14 protein-coding genes are annotated in these 18,342 nt (G+C 72.6%); 7 read left to right on the top strand and 7 right to left on the bottom strand.

Annotated elements, in window-relative coordinates; all coding sequences use genetic code 11:
• Window positions 1–63 precede the first annotated feature (63 nt).
• On the top strand, window positions 64–2,163 hold the full coding sequence (locus ACLV7J_RS02780; RefSeq protein ID WP_411867612.1) for an HDIG domain-containing metalloprotein: 2,100 nt from the start codon (window positions 64–66) through the stop codon (window positions 2,161–2,163).
• A gap of 46 nt (window positions 2,164–2,209) precedes the next feature.
• Window positions 2,210–3,517 carry a Rieske 2Fe-2S domain-containing protein gene (locus tag ACLV7J_RS02785; protein WP_411867613.1) on the top strand — a complete coding sequence of 436 codons (1,308 nt, stop codon included), beginning with the start codon at window positions 2,210–2,212 and terminating at the stop codon, window positions 3,515–3,517.
• 39 nt (window positions 3,518–3,556) lie between these two features.
• Here the strand turns inward: ACLV7J_RS02785 and ACLV7J_RS02790 are convergent, their stop codons facing one another.
• From ACLV7J_RS02790 to ACLV7J_RS02805, 4 genes are all read right to left on the bottom strand, one after another.
• Window positions 3,557–5,482: a DUF2207 domain-containing protein gene (locus tag ACLV7J_RS02790; protein WP_411867614.1), complete on the bottom strand. Its 1,926-nt coding sequence runs from the start codon at window positions 5,480–5,482 to the stop codon at window positions 3,557–3,559.
• A complete protein-coding gene (locus ACLV7J_RS02795; RefSeq protein ID WP_411867615.1) occupies window positions 5,482–6,030 on the bottom strand; it encodes a LemA family protein in 549 nt (182 codons plus the stop codon). Before ACLV7J_RS02795 ends, ACLV7J_RS02790 begins: the two co-directional genes overlap by 1 nt.
• A 99-nt stretch (window positions 6,031–6,129) precedes the next feature.
• Complete coding sequence (locus tag ACLV7J_RS02800; RefSeq protein WP_411867616.1) at window positions 6,130–6,819, bottom strand: RluA family pseudouridine synthase; 690 nt, start codon at window positions 6,817–6,819, stop codon at window positions 6,130–6,132.
• 12 nt (window positions 6,820–6,831) lie between these two features.
• Window positions 6,832–7,827: a GGDEF domain-containing protein gene (locus ACLV7J_RS02805; protein ID WP_411867617.1), complete on the bottom strand. Its 996-nt coding sequence runs from the start codon at window positions 7,825–7,827 to the stop codon at window positions 6,832–6,834.
• A gap of 102 nt (window positions 7,828–7,929) precedes the next feature.
• Between ACLV7J_RS02805 and ACLV7J_RS02810 the strand changes: the two genes are divergently transcribed.
• Window positions 7,930–8,307: a hypothetical protein gene (locus tag ACLV7J_RS02810; RefSeq protein ID WP_411867618.1), complete on the top strand. Its 378-nt coding sequence runs from the start codon at window positions 7,930–7,932 to the stop codon at window positions 8,305–8,307.
• Window positions 8,308–8,372: 65 nt separating this feature from the next.
• Here ACLV7J_RS02810 and ACLV7J_RS02815 read toward each other — a convergent pair whose 3' ends face one another.
• Entirely contained in the window at window positions 8,373–9,836 is a 1,464-nt protein-coding gene (locus ACLV7J_RS02815; RefSeq protein WP_411867619.1) for a glutamine synthetase, read from the bottom strand.
• A 72-nt stretch (window positions 9,837–9,908) separates the two neighbouring features.
• On the opposite strand from ACLV7J_RS02815, the gene ACLV7J_RS02820 reads away from it, so the two are divergent.
• On the top strand, window positions 9,909–10,565 hold the full coding sequence (locus tag ACLV7J_RS02820) for a cysteine hydrolase family protein (protein ID WP_411867620.1): 657 nt from the start codon (window positions 9,909–9,911) through the stop codon (window positions 10,563–10,565).
• On the opposite strand, the gene ACLV7J_RS02825 is transcribed toward ACLV7J_RS02820, so the two are convergent.
• On the bottom strand, window positions 10,543–11,133 hold the full coding sequence (locus ACLV7J_RS02825) for a hypothetical protein (protein ID WP_411867621.1): 591 nt from the start codon (window positions 11,131–11,133) through the stop codon (window positions 10,543–10,545). The two genes, ACLV7J_RS02820 and ACLV7J_RS02825, sit on opposite strands and share 23 nt — an antisense overlap.
• A 230-nt stretch (window positions 11,134–11,363) precedes the next feature.
• Between ACLV7J_RS02825 and ACLV7J_RS02830 the strand changes: the two genes are divergently transcribed.
• The 3 genes from ACLV7J_RS02830 to ACLV7J_RS02840 all read left to right on the top strand — a co-directional run bounded on the left by ACLV7J_RS02830 (window position 11,364) and on the right by ACLV7J_RS02840 (window position 16,239).
• A complete protein-coding gene (locus ACLV7J_RS02830; RefSeq protein WP_411867622.1) occupies window positions 11,364–12,437 on the top strand; it encodes an efflux RND transporter periplasmic adaptor subunit in 1,074 nt (357 codons plus the stop codon).
• Window positions 12,438–12,514: 77 nt separating this feature from the next.
• The gene (locus ACLV7J_RS02835; RefSeq protein ID WP_411867623.1) at window positions 12,515–15,979 is read left to right on the top strand and encodes an efflux RND transporter permease subunit; all 3,465 of its coding nucleotides are present in this window, start codon (window positions 12,515–12,517) and stop codon (window positions 15,977–15,979) included.
• Entirely contained in the window at window positions 15,976–16,239 is a 264-nt protein-coding gene (locus ACLV7J_RS02840) for a hypothetical protein (RefSeq protein WP_411867624.1), read from the top strand. The genes ACLV7J_RS02835 and ACLV7J_RS02840 overlap by 4 nt, the downstream gene beginning before the upstream one ends.
• Window positions 16,240–16,381: 142 nt before the next feature.
• On the opposite strand, the gene sulP is transcribed toward ACLV7J_RS02840, so the two are convergent.
• Window positions 16,382–18,151 carry a sulfate permease gene (gene sulP / locus ACLV7J_RS02845; protein ID WP_411867625.1) on the bottom strand — a complete coding sequence of 590 codons (1,770 nt, stop codon included), beginning with the start codon at window positions 18,149–18,151 and terminating at the stop codon, window positions 16,382–16,384.
• Between the last annotated feature and the right edge of the window lie 191 nt (window positions 18,152–18,342).

Raw genomic sequence — 18,342 nt, forward strand, 5'->3', positions numbered from 1 at the left:
GGCCGGCGGCGGCAGCATGGCTAGCGTGATGCCCTTCTCGGTGGAAGCTCCTCGGTGGCAGCGTTGACCCGCCCGGGCCCCGCCCCCTTCCGCCCCCTGCACAGGCTCTGGCAGCAGCTCCTGCGGCTGGAGCTGCCCCGCCAGGCCCTGACGCCCTGGCGCTGGCGCGACCGCGCCGGGGTGCTGCTGGCCTGCGTGCTGGTGGCTCTGGTGTCGAGCTGGCCCTGGCTGGTGGAGCCCAGCCTGCGGCCCGGCATCCCGGCCCCGTTCACGGCCCGGGCCCCGAAGGCGGCCCGGGTGGTGGATTCCGACGCCCTGGAGCAGCGACGCTCCCAGCTGGGGCCCCGCACCCACGTGCAGGTGGTGGATCCGCGCCTGAACCAGGAGCTGCAGCAGCGGCTGGAGCGGCAGCTGCACGAGACCAACCAGATCGCGGCGGCGCCGCTGCGGCGGGTGACGCCGCTGGAGCTGAGCCCGGTGGAGCGCCGCTGGATCACGGAGCGCACGCCGGAGGAGCTGGCCCAGTGGCAGCAGCAGCTGCGTCTGGTGCAGCGGCGCATGCTGCACCAGGGCCTGGTGACCAACGTGGCCGAGCGGCAGCTGCAGCAGGCGGCCGCCCTGCAACTGGAGGGGGAGCCGGACCTGGCCCGCAGCCTCGGCAGCCGCCTGATCGCCAGCTCCCTGCACGGCGGCAGCAACCTGCGCATCGATGCGGCCCTCAGCCAGCAGCTGATCGAAGACCTGCTCACCCAGCAGGGCATCCCCACGATCAACGTGCGCCCCGGCGACGTGATCACCCGCCAGGGGGAGGCGATCAGTCCCCAGGCCTTCGCGGTGCTCGACTACTTCGGACTGGTGAACCGGCGGCCCCTGTTGGGGGCCTGGCTGGGCCACTTCAGTGAAGCCCTGGCGGCCTGCATCGTGATGCTGCTGCTGACGCGGCGCTGGCGGCCGAGCCTGGAGCCCCGCCAGGCCCTGCTGGCCCTGGCGATGCTGCTGGTGGTGCAGGGCTGCAAGCTCTGGTTCGGCGGCGCCGCCATCCCCCTGGCCCTGCTGGTGCCGCCCACGCTGCTGCTCACCCAGGGGCTGGGCACCCCGGCGGGCCTGGCCTGGCTGGCGGTGGCGAGCCTGCTCTGGCCCGAGCCGCTCGACCCCTTCGCCAACCAGCGGGTGCTGGTGGCGGCGGCGGTGGCGGCGGTGGCGGCGGTGCTGGCGGGCCGGCAGCGCACCCGCGCCCAGCTGTTGCAGCTGGCCGTGCTGCTGCCGGTGGCGGCGCTGGTGGCGGAGTGGCTGCTGCTGCAGGTGGTGTCCGCCACCGGCGGCGGCGATGGCCGCCTGCCCAGCGGCAGCGACCTGCCCGGCGAGGCCCTGCTGATGGGCGGCCTGCTGCTGGCGGGCCTGCTGCTGAGCCCGCTGGTGGAGAGCTCCTTCGACCTGCTGACCCGGACGCGACTGCTGGAGCTGGCCGACCTTGAACGGCCGCTGCTGCGGCGCCTCTCCTGCGAGGCCCCGGGCACCTTCGAGCACACCCTGATGATCTGCGGCCTGGCCGAGGAGGGGGCCCGGGCGATCCAGGCGGACGTGGACCTGATCCGCACCGGCGCCCTGTATCACGACGTGGGCAAGCTGCACGGCCCCCAGTGGTTCATCGAGAACCAGGAGAGCGGCGTCAACCCCCACGAGACCCTCGACGATCCGGCCACGAGCGCCGCGATCCTGCAGGCCCACGTGGATGAGGGCCTGCGGCTGGCGCGCCGCTACCGACTGCCGCGCCCCCTGGCGGACTTCATCCCGGAGCACCAGGGCACGCTGAAGATGGGCTACTTCCTGCACGAGGCGCGCCGCCGCGATCCCTCCGTGCCGGAGAGCGCCTACCGCTACCGCGGCCCCAATCCCCGCAGCCGCGAGACGGCAGTGCTGATGCTGGCCGATGGCTGCGAGGCGGCCCTGCGCTCCCTGCCGCCGGACACCAGCGAGGACCAGGCCCGCACCATGGTGCGCCGCATCCTCGATGCCCGCTGGCAGGACGGCCAGCTGAGCGGGAGCGGGCTGGGCCTGGCGGAACTGGAGCTGCTGGTGCGGGCCTTCGTGCGGGTGTGGCGGCGCATGCGCCACCGGCGGATCCCCTACCCGATCCCGGCGCGGCGGGGCTACAGCGCCTGAAGGCCTGCCGGACCTGCCAGCATCGCGGCCCCCACGGCGGCGATCGATGGACTGGAGCGCGCACTGGTATCCGGTGGCCTACCTCAAGGACCTGGACCGCACCCGGCCCACCCCCTTCACCCTGCTGGAGCAGGACCTGGTGCTGTGGTGGGATCGCCAGCCGCAGCAGTGGCGGGCCTTCGCAGACGTCTGCCCGCACCGGCTCGTGCCGCTCTCGGACGGGCGGCTCAACGCCGACGGCGAGCTGGAGTGCCCTTACCACGGCTGGACCTTCAACGGCGAGGGGCGCTGCACCGCCATCCCCCAGGCCGCCCCGGGCACCAACCCCAGTGAGCGCCGCAGCCAGTGCCGCCGCTACGCCACCGCCGAGGGCCAGGGGCTGCTGTTCGTCTTCGCGGGAGACCCGGAGCAGGCCGAGCAGGCGCCGCTGCCCCTGGTTCCCGTGCTGGACGATCCGGCCCAGGCCGGCTCCTGGACGGTGCAGGACACCTTCCGGGACCTGCCGATGGACGCCCTGACCCTGCTGGAGAACGTGCTCGATGTGAGCCACGTGCCCTTCACCCACCACGCCACCGTGGGGCGGCGGGAAAACGCCGGCCCGGTGGCCCTGCAGCTGGAGAGCTTCGGACCGGAGGGCTTCACGGGGCTGTGGGAGGAGGGGCCGCGCCGGGGCAAGCTCGGCCGCCAGCACACGCGGTTTCTGGCGCCATGCCTGATGTGGCACGACCTCACCGCCAAGGGGTTCGCGCGCATCCTCACGGTGGTCTACGCCGTGCCGATCCGCCGCGGCGAGTGCCGCCTGTTCGCCCGCTTTCCCTTCCAGTTCGCGTCGCCCTGGCCGGGCCGGCTGCTGAAGCTGCGGCCCGAGTGGCTGCAGCACCTGGGCAACCACACGGTGCTGGAGGACGACCAGCTGTTCCTGCACTGGCAGGAACGGGCCCTGGAGGCCCGAGGCGGCAGCCCGGCCGCCAGCCGCGCCTTCCACCTGGCCACCGACGCGGATCTCTACGTGAAGGCCCTGCACGACTGGATCGACGGCACCGCCGGGGAGCCGTTCGCCGGCCAACCGCTCCCCGCGCGCCTGCCCCTGGAGGCCCTGATGGACCGGGACCAGGCCCACACCCGCCACTGCCGCAGCTGCCGCACCGCCCAGCGGCGGCTGCGGCTGGGACGCCAGCTGGGCTGGGGTGTGCTGCTGGCGGGCCTGGCGGCGGCCGCCTGGCTGGGGGCCGGTCCCGGCGGTGCCGTGGCCCTCGGGGTGGTGGCGCTGGTGGCCCTGGCCCAGCTGCAGGCCGGGCGCTGGCTGAAGCAGCTGCAGCGGGGAACGGGCCAGCCGCCGCGCAATCGAGGTTGAATCCGGCAACGGCGGCGGGCCTGGGGCGAGGCCCTGGCGTCAGAACCCGCCGCCCCCGCCGCCGCCATCCCCGCCACCGGAGCTGCCTCCGCCGGAGCTGCCGCCCGAACTGGAGCTGCTGGGGGAGGTCTGCATCGAGCTGCTGGCACGGCTGCAGCAGTCGCTGAGGCTGCGGCCGAAGTCGGCGGCATCGAAGCTGTCGCCGCTGAAGCCCGGGCCATCGCCGCCGTACCAGCTGGGGGGCGCCACGAGGATGTCCCGGAACGCCGCACTCCAGGCCAGGGTCTGGCCGGCGGCGATGGCATAGGGGAGATAGCGCTCGAACAGCTCCGGCGTGAGCGGGATCCTCTGGAAGCGGGGCGCCTCCACCCGGCCCAGGAATTCGTGGAAGCCCAGGGTCTGGCGCAGCAGCTCCGTGCCCCGGACGGTGCGGCTGGGCATGATCCAGCTGAACACCCCGATCAGAACCAGGGAGACCACCAGGGCCAAGCCGATCAGCCAGGGATCGGCCCTGCCCTGGAGGGCCACGATGTCGTCGGGCAGAAGCAGCCGCAGCAGCAGCGGCAGCACGACCACGGCGGCGATCGAGCCGAAGAAGGTGGCGGCCCGCACCGCACTGGGCCAGGCCCGGTAGGCCTTGAGGCCCTGCAGGGCCTCGCGCACCAGCTGCTCAAAGCCGGGCACATGCACGTAGTAGGTGTTGCGCAGCGCGTCGGTGTCGATGCTCGCGCCGGGCTCCGGCGAGGGGAACAGGGTGGAGAGCAGATAGCGCTCGTGGGGCCGGAGCCCCTGCTGCCGCTGGGCATCACTCAGCAGCGTGAAGCGATAGGAGGTGGACTGAAACAGCCCCAGCACCGCCCGCGCCTGGGCCTCGATGCGCAGGTGGCCCTTCACGGCCAGGTCCACCAGGGTGGCGCCGAGGGCCTCGGAACTCACCCCCTCGGCCACCAGGCTGGCGAGCACGGCGGGCGCCAGGCCCTCGGGGGGCTCGTAGGCCACCGGCACCGCCCCCAGGCGGGGATCCCGGCCGTAGCGCTGCCACAGCAGCCAAAGGGGCAGGCCGATCAGCAGCGGCAGCAGCAGCGCCAGCCGCGCCTGCAGCCAGCGCTGGGCCCACTGCAACGGCGTCGGCGCGGCCACCAGCCCCTTGGCGAAGCCCACCGCCAGGGTGAGCCCCTCGCCGGGCCCCAGCTCCCGGGTGGTCACGGCGCTGACCGCATCCCCTCCGATCTGCAGGCGCGCGTCGCGGGCGGTGGAGCCCTCCGCACCGGTGTACACGGCAGCCCGGAGATCCTGCACGCCCTCGGGCAGGAGCACGCGGGCCTCGGCCCGATCGATCGGGATCCGCCAGGCGTTCCCGGTCACGTTCCAATAGAACTCGTCGTGGTCGGGGTAGAAGCGGATGCCGTTGCTGACCCGGTAGCGGATCACGGCGGTGCGGCTGGCGTCGTGGGCCTGGGGGATGAAGATCTTCAGCTGGCGATCGCGGCCCTGGGTGCTGGCCTCGTAGCGGTAGGGGTGGCCCTGGCCATCGGTGATCGAGAGCAGCCGCCAGCCCAGGGGTTCCGGCCCCTGGGGCCGCTGGGCCACCAGGGGGATCTCGCGCACCAGGCCGTTCCAGGAGCCCTGGAACCGGGCCGTGAGCGTCTCGGTGACCTCCACCGAACCGGAGCGGTCCACCCGCGCCAGCATCTGGAAGTCGGTGAGCCGCAGCTGGCGGCCGGCGGCCTGGGCCAGGGCCGGGTGCCCCAGCGGCCAGGCCAGCAGCAGCAGGCTCAGCAGGGCACCGAACAGCCCGATCAGCCGCCACGGGCGGAGGCCGGCCCCTCGGGGCCGGCCGGTGGGGCGCGACCCTGGGACGCCGCGGCCAGCGCCGGAGCCATTGCGGCCGGAACCGGAACCAGCGCGACCGACGCCGGAACCAGTGGTGCAGGCCCTGGAGCCCGGCCGAGGGGCGCCCGCCATCAGAAGCGAACCTGGGGCACGGCCGCCTCGCCGGCATCCTCCAGCTCGAAGAACGGCCGCCGCCGGAACCCGAAGGAGCTGGCGATCAGGTTGGAGGGAAACTGCACGATGGCCGTGTTCAGATCCCGCACCACGGCGTTGTAGTAGCGGCGGGCGCTCTGCAGGGCCTCCTCGGTCGAGCCCAGGCTGGCCTGCAGGGTCTGGAAGCTCTCGACGGCCCGCAGGGCGGGGTAGGACTCCGCCAGGGCGAACAGCTGGCGCAGGCTGGAGCCGAGGCGCTGCTCGGCCTGCTGCTGCTCGGCGATGCCCGTGGCGGCCACCGCCGCGTTGCGGGCCTCGATCACGGCCTTGAACGTGGCCTGTTCATGGCTGGCGTAGCCCCGCACCGTCTCCACGAGGTTGGGCACCAGATCGTGGCGCCGCTTCAGCTGCACGGCGATGTCGGCTTCGGCGTTGTCGGCCAGCACGCCGAGCTGGGCTAGGCGGTTGTAGAGCAGCACCACCACCAGGCCGGCCCCGGCCACGAGCCCCAGGACGATCAGCGACATGGCCGGTTCCGCGGTGCTGAAAAAAGCGTAAGGGCATTTCCCAAGCGGGCAAGCGGACCCCATGCCGCGCAGCGCGGCGACGCCCTCCCCAGGCCGAACTCAGAACGGGCAGGGGCTGCGGAACTGCAGCGGCTCGCCGCTGCGGGGATCGGGGAAGGCCAGCGCGGTGGCGTGCAGCCGCAGCCGCGGGGCCGGGTTCTGCCCCTGCGGCTGGGCGGCCTCCGGCGGGGGGGCCTCGGGCGGCGGTCCGTAGAGGGGATCCCCCAGGATCGGATGGCCGATCGCCGCCAGGTGCGCCCGCAGCTGATGGGAGCGGCCGGTGTGGGGCCGCAGCTCCAGCCGGCTCCAGCCGTCCTGGGCGCTGAGCAGGCGCCAGTCGCTGCGGCAGGGCTTGCCGGCCGGATCGGGGCCGTAGAGCGGTGGCTGCCGGCAGCGCCTGGCCAGGGGCAGCCGGATCGAGCCCTCGGCCGCCGGGGGCAACCCCTGCACGTCGGCGCGGTAGCGCTTGAGCACCCGCCGCTCGGCGAACAGCCGGCTCATGGCGCGGTGCAGGTCAGGCTCGGTGGCCAGCAGCAGCAGGCCGGAGGTGTCGCGATCGAGGCGGTGCACCAGCTGCGCCGCGGGCCACTGACGCCGCAGCCGCGTGAGCAGGGAATCGGCCAGGGCCGGCCCCAGCCCCGGCTGGCACAGCAGCCCCGCCGGCTTCTCCACCACCAGCAGGCCACCGTCCTGGTGCCACACGAACGGGTCTTCAATCGGGGCAGCGACGGTCCGGGGAACGACGATCACGGCCGGCTGGGCTCAGGAGCCCAGGACGGTGGCGATCTGGTCGCGGCCGTTGCCCTTGGCGAGATAGAGGGCCTGATCGGCCCGGTAGAAGAGGTCGGCGAAGCTGCGATCGGAGGGGGCCAGGCTCGAGAGACCGCCGCTGACGTGGGGCTGATAGCCGGAGTGGTTGAACACCCCGCCCATGGCGGAGATCTCCGCGCGGATCGTCTCGGCCAGGTCGATGGAGGCGCCGCTATCGCGGCCCACGAGCAGCAGGGCGAACTCCTCGTCGCCGATGCGGCCGAACAGGTCCGCCTCCCCCAGCCGCCCCCGGCAGAGCCGGCAGATGTCCAGCAGCACCCGATCACCGGCCTCGTGGCCCCAGCGGTTGTTGATCTGGCGGAAGTCGTCGATGTCGATGTTGAGCAGCGACAGGGGCCGTCCCTCCTGGCGGGCCCGCTCCACCTCCCGCTCGCAGAGGCGGAAGAAGGTGCCGCGGTTGTAGAGCCCCGTCACCGGGCAGATGCCGGTGAGCCGCCGCAGTTCCAGCTCCCGCACCACCAGCTCCGCCAGGTCGTGCAGCACCTCCACCTGCCCGGGGCTGAGCTGACGGGGGTGCCGGTCGATCACGCAGAGGGTGCCGAGGTTGTGGCCCTCGCTTGAGCGCAGCGGTGCGCCGGCGTAGAAGCGCACGCGGGGCTCCTCCAGCACCAGCGGGTTGTTGCGAAAGCGCTCGTCCTCCAAGGCATCGGGCACTACCAGCACCGCGTCGCCGGCAATGGCGTGGGCGCAGAAGGCCATCTCCCGCGGCGTCTGCTGGGCCTCCAGACCAAGGCGGGACAGGAACCACTGGCGGTCGCGATCCACCAGCGACACCAGGGCGATCGGCGTGCCCAGCACGGCACTGGCCAGGCGCACGATCCGATCGATGTGCTCATCCGACGGGCTGTCGAGCACGCCATGGCGCTCGAGGTCGCGCAGGCGCTGTTCCTCGTCGGCAGGGATCGGATAGTCGGGGAAGGGCGACATCCGAAACTCCCATCCGCTCCATTCAGCCTAGGGGCGCCGGGAGGGGTTGCGGCGGGGCCGGGTCGGTGTCGCCACACTGCGGGCAACAGCGCGTGGCAGCCCATGGCCCTCGATCGCTTCAAACAGGCCCTGGCCGCCCTGCTGGAGGAGGCGCCGGAGGATCCCCTGGCCCGCGACGAATACCTGGAGCTCCAGCCCCTGCCGAGCGACGGGCCCGGCACGTTCGCCGTGTATCTCTGCGACGAGGAGCACGAGCTGTTCGCCCTCGTCTACGAGGAGCGGCTGTTCCAGGAGGGCGAGGCCGGCCAGGAGGCGGTGCAGGAGCTGGTGGGGCCCTACCTGGAGCACACCTACGGCCTGGGCGCGGACGACTGGAGCGCGGTGGCCCCCTTCGACCTGGGCTGGCGCAGCCGCGAGTTCCACTGGTTCATCGAATTCAGCGTGCCGGGCCTCACCCCCACCTGCCGCTTCGACGGCTGATGTCAGCGCCTGACGGCCAGGCCTGACTGGACGGCCTGACCACACCGCCTGATCCGGCCCCGGCCTCAGCCGGCGCCGGGGTCGCCCCCCAGGGGCAGCCAGCGCGTCGAGGCCACCAGGGCGTCGGCGTCGAGATCGGCGCAGCGCCGCAGTTCCGCCTGCTGGCTGTCCACCAGGGTGTCGTGCAGCAGGGCGCCCATGGCCTGGCGCAGCAGCGGGCTAGCGGCAAAGGCTGCGCTGGCGGCGCCCAGATCCTCGGGCAGGCGCGGCGGCGCGGCAGTGCCGAGCGCGGCGGGATCGCCCCGCACCGGATCGGGCAGGGGCCGGGGGTGCAGCAGTCCGTCGCCGATCACCGCCAGCAGGGCACCGAGCAGCAGGTAGGGGTTGGCCGCCAGATCGGCCACCTTCAGCTCGAGATGGGCCGCCGCCCCATCGCCGCCGGTGGGAATCAGCCGCAGGGCCGCCTCCCGGTTCTCCACCCCCCAGGCCTGGAAGGGCGCCGACCAGCGCCCAGGGCCCAGCCGCCGGTAGGACACCCCCAGGGGGCAGGCCAGCGGCAGCAGTGCCGGCAGCGCCTCCAGCAGGGCCCCGAGCAGGCCGGCCCCCGCAGCAGTGAGGCCCGCCGGGCCGTCGCCGCCCTGCAGCAGCGCCGCGCCAGCGCGCCGCAGGCTCAGGTGCACGTGGCCCCCGTTGCCCACCCGCTCAGCGGCCGGCAGGGGGCTGAAGCTGCAGCGCCAGCCGAAGCGGGCGGTGACCCGCTGGATCAGCAACCGGGCGGCCACCAGCTGGTCGGCGGCCGCCAGGGGATCGGCCGGCGCCAGGGAGAGCTCGAACTGGCCGGCGCCGTACTCGGGATGGAACTGCAGCCAGGCCAGGTCCGCGGCGTCGAGGGCGTCGGTGATGGCGGCGGCGTAGTCGAGGGCGGCCACCAGGCGATCGGCGCCGTAGGGGCCGCCGGCCATCGCCGGGTGCGCCTCACCGTGGGGGCCGGGAACGGCCACCAGCCACTCCAGCTCGAAGCCCGCCCGCAGCTCCACCCCCTGGGCGGCCAGGGCCTGCTGCTGGCGACGGCAGAAGCTGCGCTGGTCGGCGGGGTAGGGCTGGCCGTCGCGGTCGCGGCGGTCACCCGGCGCCCAGGCCCAGCCGCTGGAGGGTTCGAGCGGCCGCAGGGCCGCCAGATCGGGCAGCAGGCGCAGGTCGCCATCGGGGCGGGCCAGGCGCTGGCCGGGGTCGATCACCCCATCCATGCGAAAGGCATCGGACACCGGCGAGAAGCCCACCCCCTGGCGGGCCACGGCCTGCAGCTGGCTGACGGGCACCACCTTCACCAGGGGCAGACCGGCATGGGTCACGAAGGTGATCGCCAGACGGCGCAGGCCCCGATCGAGCAACGTCTGCTGCAGCGCCGCCACCCGCTCCGCAGCTGGCGGAGCGGGGCGGGCCTGGGTGAGTGGATCAGCAGGCCGCTGGGACGGCGGTTCAGACGTCGGTTCGGGCGGCAGTTCGGGCGGCAGTTCAGCAGTGCTCAAGCCGGGCCTCCGGCGCGGGCCGGAACGGGCAAACAGCCCCATGATTGCCGCGATTCCGCTCCCGCGCCGCCCATGGATCCGCGCCGCACGGCCCTGCTGCTGGTGGATGTGCAGGAGGGCACCTGCGGGACGGAGCAGGCCCGGCAGCGACCGGAGTTTCACGGGCTGTTCCGCCAACGCACCCTGCCGGCCCTGCAACGGGCCCTGGCCCTGGCCCGGGGCCAGGGCATCGAGGTGATCCACACCGTGATCGCCAACCTCACGGCCGACGGCCGCGACCGCAGCCTCGACTACAAGCGCTGTGGCATGGGCTTCCCGCCGGGCTCCGCGCCAACCCGGGTGATCGCCGAACTGGCACCGCGGCCCGACGAACTGGTGCTGCCCAAGAGCTCCTCCTCGCCCTTCAGCTCCACGACGCTCGACTACCTGCTGCGCAACATCGGCATCGAGACGCTGATCGTGGCCGGCATCCTCACGGATCAATGCATCGACCACACCGTGAAGGATGCCGCCGACCGGGGCTATCGGGTGATCTGCCTCCCCGAGGCCTGCATGGCCGAGAGCCTGGAGCGGCACCGCGCCGCCCTCGACTGCTTCCAGGGCTACGGCGAGCTGATCGCGGTGGCGGAGCTGGCGCAGCGCCTGGCACCTGGCGGGGGACTCGACGCCAGCGCGCCGCACGACGCTGGATCCCCCCGGCGAGCAGTCAATCCGGACGCGGACGCTTGAAGGTGATCCGGTAGGACTCCCGGACCATCCCCAAGGGACCGTCTGCGGGGGTGTCCGCAGCAGCCAGGCCGCGGCTCGAGCCGCTGGGGGCGTTGCTGACCGTGGCGATCACCAGCTCCCAGCCCCGATCGCCGAGCAGGTCGAGCAGCTCGTGGAACTGGTGGGCCCGCACCTCATCCGGCGCCCCCAGCTCGAAGGGCAGGCCGTTGATCCGCACCCGCTCCAGGGCAGTGGTGCTGCCGTCGTCGAGGAGATCGGCGCGCAGCACCAGGTACTGCCAGCGGGGGCCGCTGGCCCGACCCACCACCTCCTCGATGCTCAGGGGCTGGGCGCCCGGGGCCGGGGCCGCATGGGTGGGGATCCAGCTGCGCAGGTCCTCCGGCGACACCAGGGCCAGGCGGTTGCCCAGGGCGTCGATCAGGGCATAGCCATCGGGCTGCAGCTGGCTGCGTTGCTCGTCGGGATGCTGATCGGCAGCCAGAAGCCCCAGACCGCGGGCCACGGCCACGGCCGTGTCGAATTCGGAGAGCATCGCCAGCACAGGGGGCCGTGAGGGAACCGTAGGCACGGCGCCTGGCCCGCACCAGGGCGCCGGCCAGGGCCGCCACCAAGGGCCAGCACGGCCCACAACGGATGGGCCGCCGAGAGGCGACAAGCCCCGCCGGAGCCATCACAATGCGCCCAACCTCAGCCCCAGTGCTCCTGATGGCTCCAGGCCCGCCGCCGAAGCACGCCCTGGCTGCATCCCGACGCAAAGGCCGCCAGGGGCTGGGCGGCGTTGGCTGGCGCACTGGAGCGGTGCTGACCCTGCTGCTGGCGGCCGGCTGCGGCCAGCGCACGCCCCCGCCCCGGCCGCCCCTGGCGGTGCGCAGCGAGCCGGCCCGGCCGGCGGTGTTCCGCCAGGAGGTGGGCACGGTGAGCACGCTTGAGGCGCCGGATGAGGTGAACCTGGCGGCCCAGGCCGGCGGCCGGATCGAGCAGCTGCTGGTGCGCCAGGGGGATCGCGTCAAGCGGGGCCAGCTGCTGGTGGTGCTCGACCAGACCCAGCTGCAGGCCGAGGTGGTGGCCCTGCGGGGCCAGCGCAACGAGAGCCTGCTCAACTACCGCCGCTTCGAGTTCCTGGCCCGCACCGGCGCCGCCAGCGTGATCCAGCGCGATGCCCTGCGCCAGAACTGGGTGGCGGCCGAATCGGCCCTGAAGGCCAAGGAGGCGGATCTGGCCTACCGGGATCTGCGCTCCCCCGTGGATGGCTACGTGAGCGACGTGCGGGTGAACCCCGGCGATGTGATCAAGGCCGGCGATCCCTTCACCACGATCCAGCGCAACAACCGCCTGCTGGCCCGCGTGGAGGTGCCCGCCCGCTACGGCCCCCAGCTGCGCCTCGGCCAGGCCGTGATCCTGCAGGACCCGGTGGCCGACCGCACGGTCGCCGAGGGGCAGGTGCGCTCCATCGATCCGCGGGTGAGCAGCGGCACCCAGGGCCTGCTGGTGAAGGCCGAGATCGAGAACCCCGACGGCAGCCTGCGCACCGGCCAGCGGCTGCGCAGCCGGCTGGTGCTCGGCAGCAGCGAGCAGCTGTCGGTGCCGTTCGCCGCCGTGACCCAGACCTCGGGCCAGAACTTCGTGTTCGTGGTGGGCACGCTGGAACAGCTGGAACGGCAGCCCGGGCGGATCAGCAAGGAGCAGCTGCAGGCCCTGCGCCAGCGGGTCGCCACCGCCCCCCAGCTGCGCTTCGCCCTGCAGACGCCCGTGCAGCTCGGCCCCCTGCAGAACAACCGCTACCCGGTGCTGCGGGGCCTCAGCGCCGGTCAGCCGGTGATCGTGACCAACCTGCTGAGCCTGCGCCACGGCGCACCGGTGCAGCTGAACTGACCCGCCGGCGCTCCCAACCGATCCGACCCACCCGCCCACGACCAGCCGCCACCCCTCCGCGCTGACCGAAGCACCGCATGTCCCCCTCCAACACCTTCATCGTCAGACCGGTGCTCACGGCGGTGTGCAGCGTGCTGATCGTGCTGGCGGGCCTGATCGCGATCCCGCTGCTGCCGATCGAAAACCTGCCCGACATCGCTCCACCCACGGTGCAGGTGAGCGCCCGCTATGTGGGGGCCGACGCGGTGAGCGTGGAGGAGGGCGTGACGAGTGTGCTGGAGCAGCAGATCAACGGCGTGCAGAACATGGAGTTCATCAGCTCCAGCAGCGCCGCCGATGGCACCAGTGCGATCACCGTGTCGTTCGCCAGCGGCACCGACGGCGACATCAACCAGGTGAATGTGCAGAACCGGGTGTCGCTGGCCGAACCGCAATTGCCGGCGGAGGTGCGGGCCTCGGGGGTGACGGTGAACAAGGCCTCCAACTCGATCCTGCTGCTCTACAACATCACCAGCGACGATCCGGCCAACCCCTACAGCATCGAGACGATCAGCGGCCTGCTGGACCAATACCTCACCGACCAGATCCGGCGGGTGCGGGGGGTGGGCAATCTCACCTATTTCGGCAACCGCAAACTGGCCGTGCGGATCTGGCTCGACCCCGACCGCCTCAGCGCCTTCAACCTCGATGCCAACCGGGTGGTGGCCGCCCTGCAGAGCCAGAACCGGCTGGTGCCGGCGGGCCAGATCGGCGGCGCGCCGGCCCCGGAGGGCCAGCCCAACACCTTCACCGTGCAGCTCCCCGGTCGCCTGGTGGACCTGGAGGACTTCGAGGACCTGATCCTCAAGCGCACCGACAACGGCGCCCTGGTGCGGCTGCGGGATGTGGGGCGGGTGAGCCTGGGGGGCGAGAGCTCCGATGTGAGCACCACCGACCTGCGCGAGGTGCCCTCGGTGGGCATGGCCGTGTATCAACTGAGCGGCAGCAACGCCCTGCAGGTGTCCCAGGGGGTGGAGCAGGTGCTGGAGGAGTTCGCCGCCCAGCTACCTCCGGGGGTGCGGCTCGAGAAGATCTACGACATCACCGACTTCATCAACGCGTCGATCGAGGGCGTGACCGGCTCGCTGCGGGATGCGGTGGTGCTGGTGGTGCTGATCCTGTTCCTGTTCCTGCAGGACTGGAAGGCGACCCTGGTGCCGGCGATCGCCATTCCGGTGGCCCTGATCGGCACCTTTGCCTTCGTGAAGGCCTTCGGCTTCTCGCTCAACCAGCTCACCCTGTTCGGCCTGGTGCTGGCCACCGGCCTGGTGGTGGATGACGCCATCACCGTGATCGAGGACACCACCACCAAGAAGGGCGAGGGCCTCAGCGCCATCGGGGCCGCCAGGGCCACGATGGATGAACTGTTCAGCGCCGTGATCGCCACCTCGCTGGTGCTGTTCGCGGTGTTCCTGCCGGTGCTGTTCTTCCCCGGCGCCACCGGCACCATCTACAAGCAGTTCGCCGCCACGATCCTGTTCTCGATCGCGGTGTCCACCTTCAACGCGCTCACCTTCTCGCCGATGCTCTCGGCCCTGCTGCTGGCCCAGGAGGGTCAGCCGCCGGCACGCCGCACCTACGCCATCGCCGGCTGCAGCATCGGCTTCGTCTACGGCCTGCTGGCCTCGGGCGGCGGCGCCCTGCCCGCCCTGGCGGCCACGGTGGCGGGCGTCCTGGTGGGCTACGGCCTGTTGCTGGCCACTCGCCTGCCGCTGCGGCTGCCGTTCGCGGCCGGCGGCGCCGTGGCCGGCGTGCTGCTGGGGGGGGTGGAGCAGCCGATCAAGGTGCTGATCTTCGCCGGCCTGGGGCTGCTGGTGGGCTGGTTCACCCCGGTGATCTTTGCCGGCTTCAACCGCCTCTACGCCGGCTTCGAGCAGCGCTACCGCGGCGCCCTGGGCTGGGTGCTGGGGAGCCGCAAGCTGGTGATGGCCCTGCTGGCGGGGGGCATCGCCCTGACGGCCGTGGCCTTCAACGCCATCCCCTCGGGCTTCGTGCCGGTGGAGGACCAGGGCTACCTGATCGGCTTCGTGCAGGCCCCCGACGGCGTGTCGAGCCAGACCACCAGCGCCATCAACCGCCAGGTGGCCCAGATCCTGCGGGAAGAGAGCGATCTCGGCACGGGCTCCGGCGGCAGCGACGCCAAGGGCTCGGCCAGCGTGGCCAGCGCGGCGATCTTCAGCGGCTTCAGCCTTGATGGCAACGCCCCCAACAAGGGCCTGTTCTTCGTGGGCCTCAAGAACTGGGACGACCGCCCCAATCCCGACCAGGCCTCCAGCGCCCTGGTGGAGCGGCTGAACCGGCGCATGGCCGCCATCGATGGCGCCCGCATCGTGGTGGTGGAGCCGCCGGCGATCCCCGGCTACGGCATGTCGGGCGGCTTCGAGTTCCAGCTGCTCGACCGCAGCGGCGGCGCCCTGAACCTGCCCCAGTTCTTCGACGCCGCCAACCGGCTGCTGGATCAGGCCCGCAGCAACCCGGTGTTCGCGCGGGTGTTCACCCAGTTCAGCCCGGAGGCGCCGCAGCTGGCGATCAAGGTGAACCGGGAGGCCATGGCCTCGCTCGGGGTGGATTTCGGCCAGGCGATGCAGGCCTTCAGCGTGAACTTCGGCGGCGCCTACATCAACGACACCTTCCAGGAGGGCAAGGTGCGGCGGGTGTACGTGCAGGCCGACGACGGCTTCCGCGCCACCGCCGACCGGCTGCGCACCCTGGAGGTGCCCAACGCCGAGGGCAAGCCGATCTCCCTGGCGGAGTTCTTCACGGTGGAGCCCAGCACCGGCCCGAGCGTGATTCCCCGCTTCAACCTGTTCCGCTCGATCAAGCTGGAGGGCACCGCCGCCGAGGGCCGCAGCTCCGGCGAGGCGATCAAGGCGATGCAGGCCAGCTTCCGCGACCTGGACGTCAACGGCCTGGGCTTCGACTGGACCGGCCTGTCGCGCGAGGAGGTGAAGGCCGGCGCCCTGGCGGCGGTGATCTTCGCCTTCGGCATCCTGGTGGTGTATCTGGTGCTGGCGGCCCAGTACGAGAGCACCAGCGATCCGCTGATCATCCTGATGACGGTGCCCACCGCCATGCTCGGCGCCCTGGTGTTCCTGGCGGCCCGCAGCGAGGTGCTGAACATCTACGCCCAGGTGGGCCTGGTGATGCTGATCGGCCTGGCGGCCAAGAACGGCATCCTGATCGTGGACCTGGCCAACCAGCGCATGGCCGCCGGCGCCACGGCCCTGCAGGCGGCCCAGGAGGCCGCGGAATCGCGGCTGCGGCCGATCATCATGACGGCCATCTCCTCCCTGTTCGGCTTCCTGCCGCTGGTGCTGGCCAGCGGCGCCGGCGCCCGCAGCCAGGCCTCCCTGGGCACGGTGGTGTTCGGCGGCCTGCTGGTGGCCACCGTGCTCTCGCTGCTGGTGGTGCCGGTGTTCTACGTGGTGATGAAGCAGTGGCTGGCGCCACCGGCACCCCCCGCCGAAGCTCCGCCCGCGCTCACGCCGGAGACCGGTCCATGACGCGGCTGCGGGGCCGGGCGGTGGTGCGCACGGGCCTGCTGGGGGCCGGCGTCGGCCTCACCGTGGCCCTGCTGCTGCGGGCCGTGATCCGCCAGAGCACCGTGGAGCTGACCACCGCCAGCCAGTTCTGGCTGCTGGTGCTGCTGGTGGCGGGCTGTGCCACGGCCGGCCTCGCCCTCGAGGCGGTGCGCCAGCTGCAGGAGAGCAACCCCGATCCGGCCTATCGGCACCAGCGGGGCCGGAGCCAACGCCATGACTGACCCAACCCCCACGACCGGCCCCGGTGACGCCCTCACGGCGCAGGCGGACTGGAGGGCCAGCTGCAGCGCCTGGAGGTCGCCATCGAGGCCCTCGGCACACGGCTCGGCGCCGGGGAGGCCAGCCTGGAGCTGGTGCAGGACATCAAGCGCTTCCAGCCCCGGCAGCAGCGGCTGGCGGCCGGCGATCTGGAGGCGGCGGACCTGTTGATGGCGCGGCTGCTCGAGGGCGGGCTCTGAAGGCCGCGATCGCCTCGGCCAGGGTGGGGAAGAACCACTGGCTGCCGATCTGATCGGGAAAGCCCGTGCGCCGCAGGGCGCCGAACAGGTCCTGCTTCACCCGCGCCAGGGCCAGGACGATGCCCTGCTCGCGCAGCTCCTGGTGCAGCTCCGCCAGCATGTCGGCGGCGGTGATGTCGATGTCCAGGATGGCCTCGGCGCTGAGCACCACCCACTCGGCCTTCGCCGGCTCCGCCGCGATCGCCTCCCACACCCGCCGGCGGAAGTGCTCGGCATTGGCGAAGCACAGGGGGGCGTCGTAGCGGAAGATCAGCAGCCCCGGAATCGTGCTGGCGCCCTCCCAGTCGGCCACATCGTGGAGGCCCGCCAGGCCCGGCACCTCCCCGAGCACGGCGTCGTTGGGGCGCACCAGCCGGGCGAACAGATCCAGCACCGACAGCCCCACGGCCAGGGCCACGCCGACCAGGATGTCGGTGAGCAACACCCCCAGCAGGGTGAGGCAGGCCAGGCGGAACTCACTGCGCTTGAAGGCACGCATCCGCAGAAACTCCGGGATGTCGATCAGGCGCAGGGCTGCGTAGATCACGATCGCCCCCAGGGCCGCCTTGGGAAACAGCACCAGCAGCGGCCGCAGCACTAGGAGCACCACCACCACGCTGGCGAAGGCCACCAGCGCATAGAGCTGGGAGCGGTTGCCCAGGGCATCGGCGATGGCCGTGCGGCTGCCGCTGCTGCTCACCGGGAAGCCCTGCAGCAGCCCGTTGCCCAGGTTCACCGTGCCCAGGGCCAGCAGCTCCTGGTTGGCATCGATGCGGTAGCCGTTGCGGGTGGCGAAGGAGCGGGCGGTGAGCACGTTGTCGGAGTAGCCCACCAGGGCGATGCCCAGGGCGCTGGCGACGAGGGAGCGCAGCTGCTCAGGCGGGGGGAGCGCCGGCCAGCTGAGCTGGGGGAAGCCGGCGGGGATCGCACCGATCACCGCCACGCCACGCTGATCCAGGTGGAACAGCGCCACCACCGCCGTGGCCAGCAGCACCGCCAGCAGGGGACCCGGCGCCCGGGGCCAGTGGCGATGGAGTCCTATCAGCAGGGCCAGCACCGCCGCCGCCAGCAGCAGCGTCGGCCCATGGATCGCGCCCGGCCGCTGCAACAGCTCCCGCAGCTGGCCCGGCAGTGTCTCCGACTCCAGGGCCACCCCGGTGACCTTGCCGATCTGACCGGTGATCATGATCACCGCCACCCCGGCCATGTAGCCCACCAGGATCGGCTTGGAGAGCAGGTCGGCCAGAAAGCCCAGGCGCCCCCAGGCGCCTAGGCAGCAGAACAGGCCCACCAGCAGGGCCAGCAGGCTGGCCAGGCCGGCGGTGCTGGCCGGGTTGCCCGCGGCCAGGGGCGCCACGGCCGCGGCGGTCATCACGGCCGTGGTGGATTCCGGCCCCACCGAGAGCTGGGGGGAGGAGCCCACCAGGGCATAGAGCAGCAGCGGCGCCAGGATTGCCCACAGGCCGGCGATCGGCGGCAGGCCCGCCAGTTCGGCGTAGGCCATGCACTGGGGGATCAGGTAGGCCGCCACGGTGATGCCGGCCAGCAGATCCGCCCGCAGCCAGGGGCGCCGGTAGCCGCGCAGCCGGGCGACGCCCGGCAGGTGGGCGACGACGGCTGTCAGGAAGCGGGCCATGGCACGCGCTGCTGCCGGGGGGACTGACCTCCATGCTGCAGGCGCCATCTGGGGTAGGCATCGCAGGCCCTGGGGCCATCCGAGCGGAGGGGCCCCGAGGGGAACGGCCGGAGCGACGGGGAGCACCACCGCCGCGTCCGGGCCGTGGCGTACTCCGGCGACCATGCCTTGCATGGAGGCAGGATGCCGCC

Origin of the sequence: Vulcanococcus limneticus LL (assembly GCF_943369875.1) — a bacterium.
Classification (GTDB): Bacteria; Cyanobacteriota; Cyanobacteriia; order PCC-6307; family Cyanobiaceae; genus Vulcanococcus; species Vulcanococcus limneticus_A.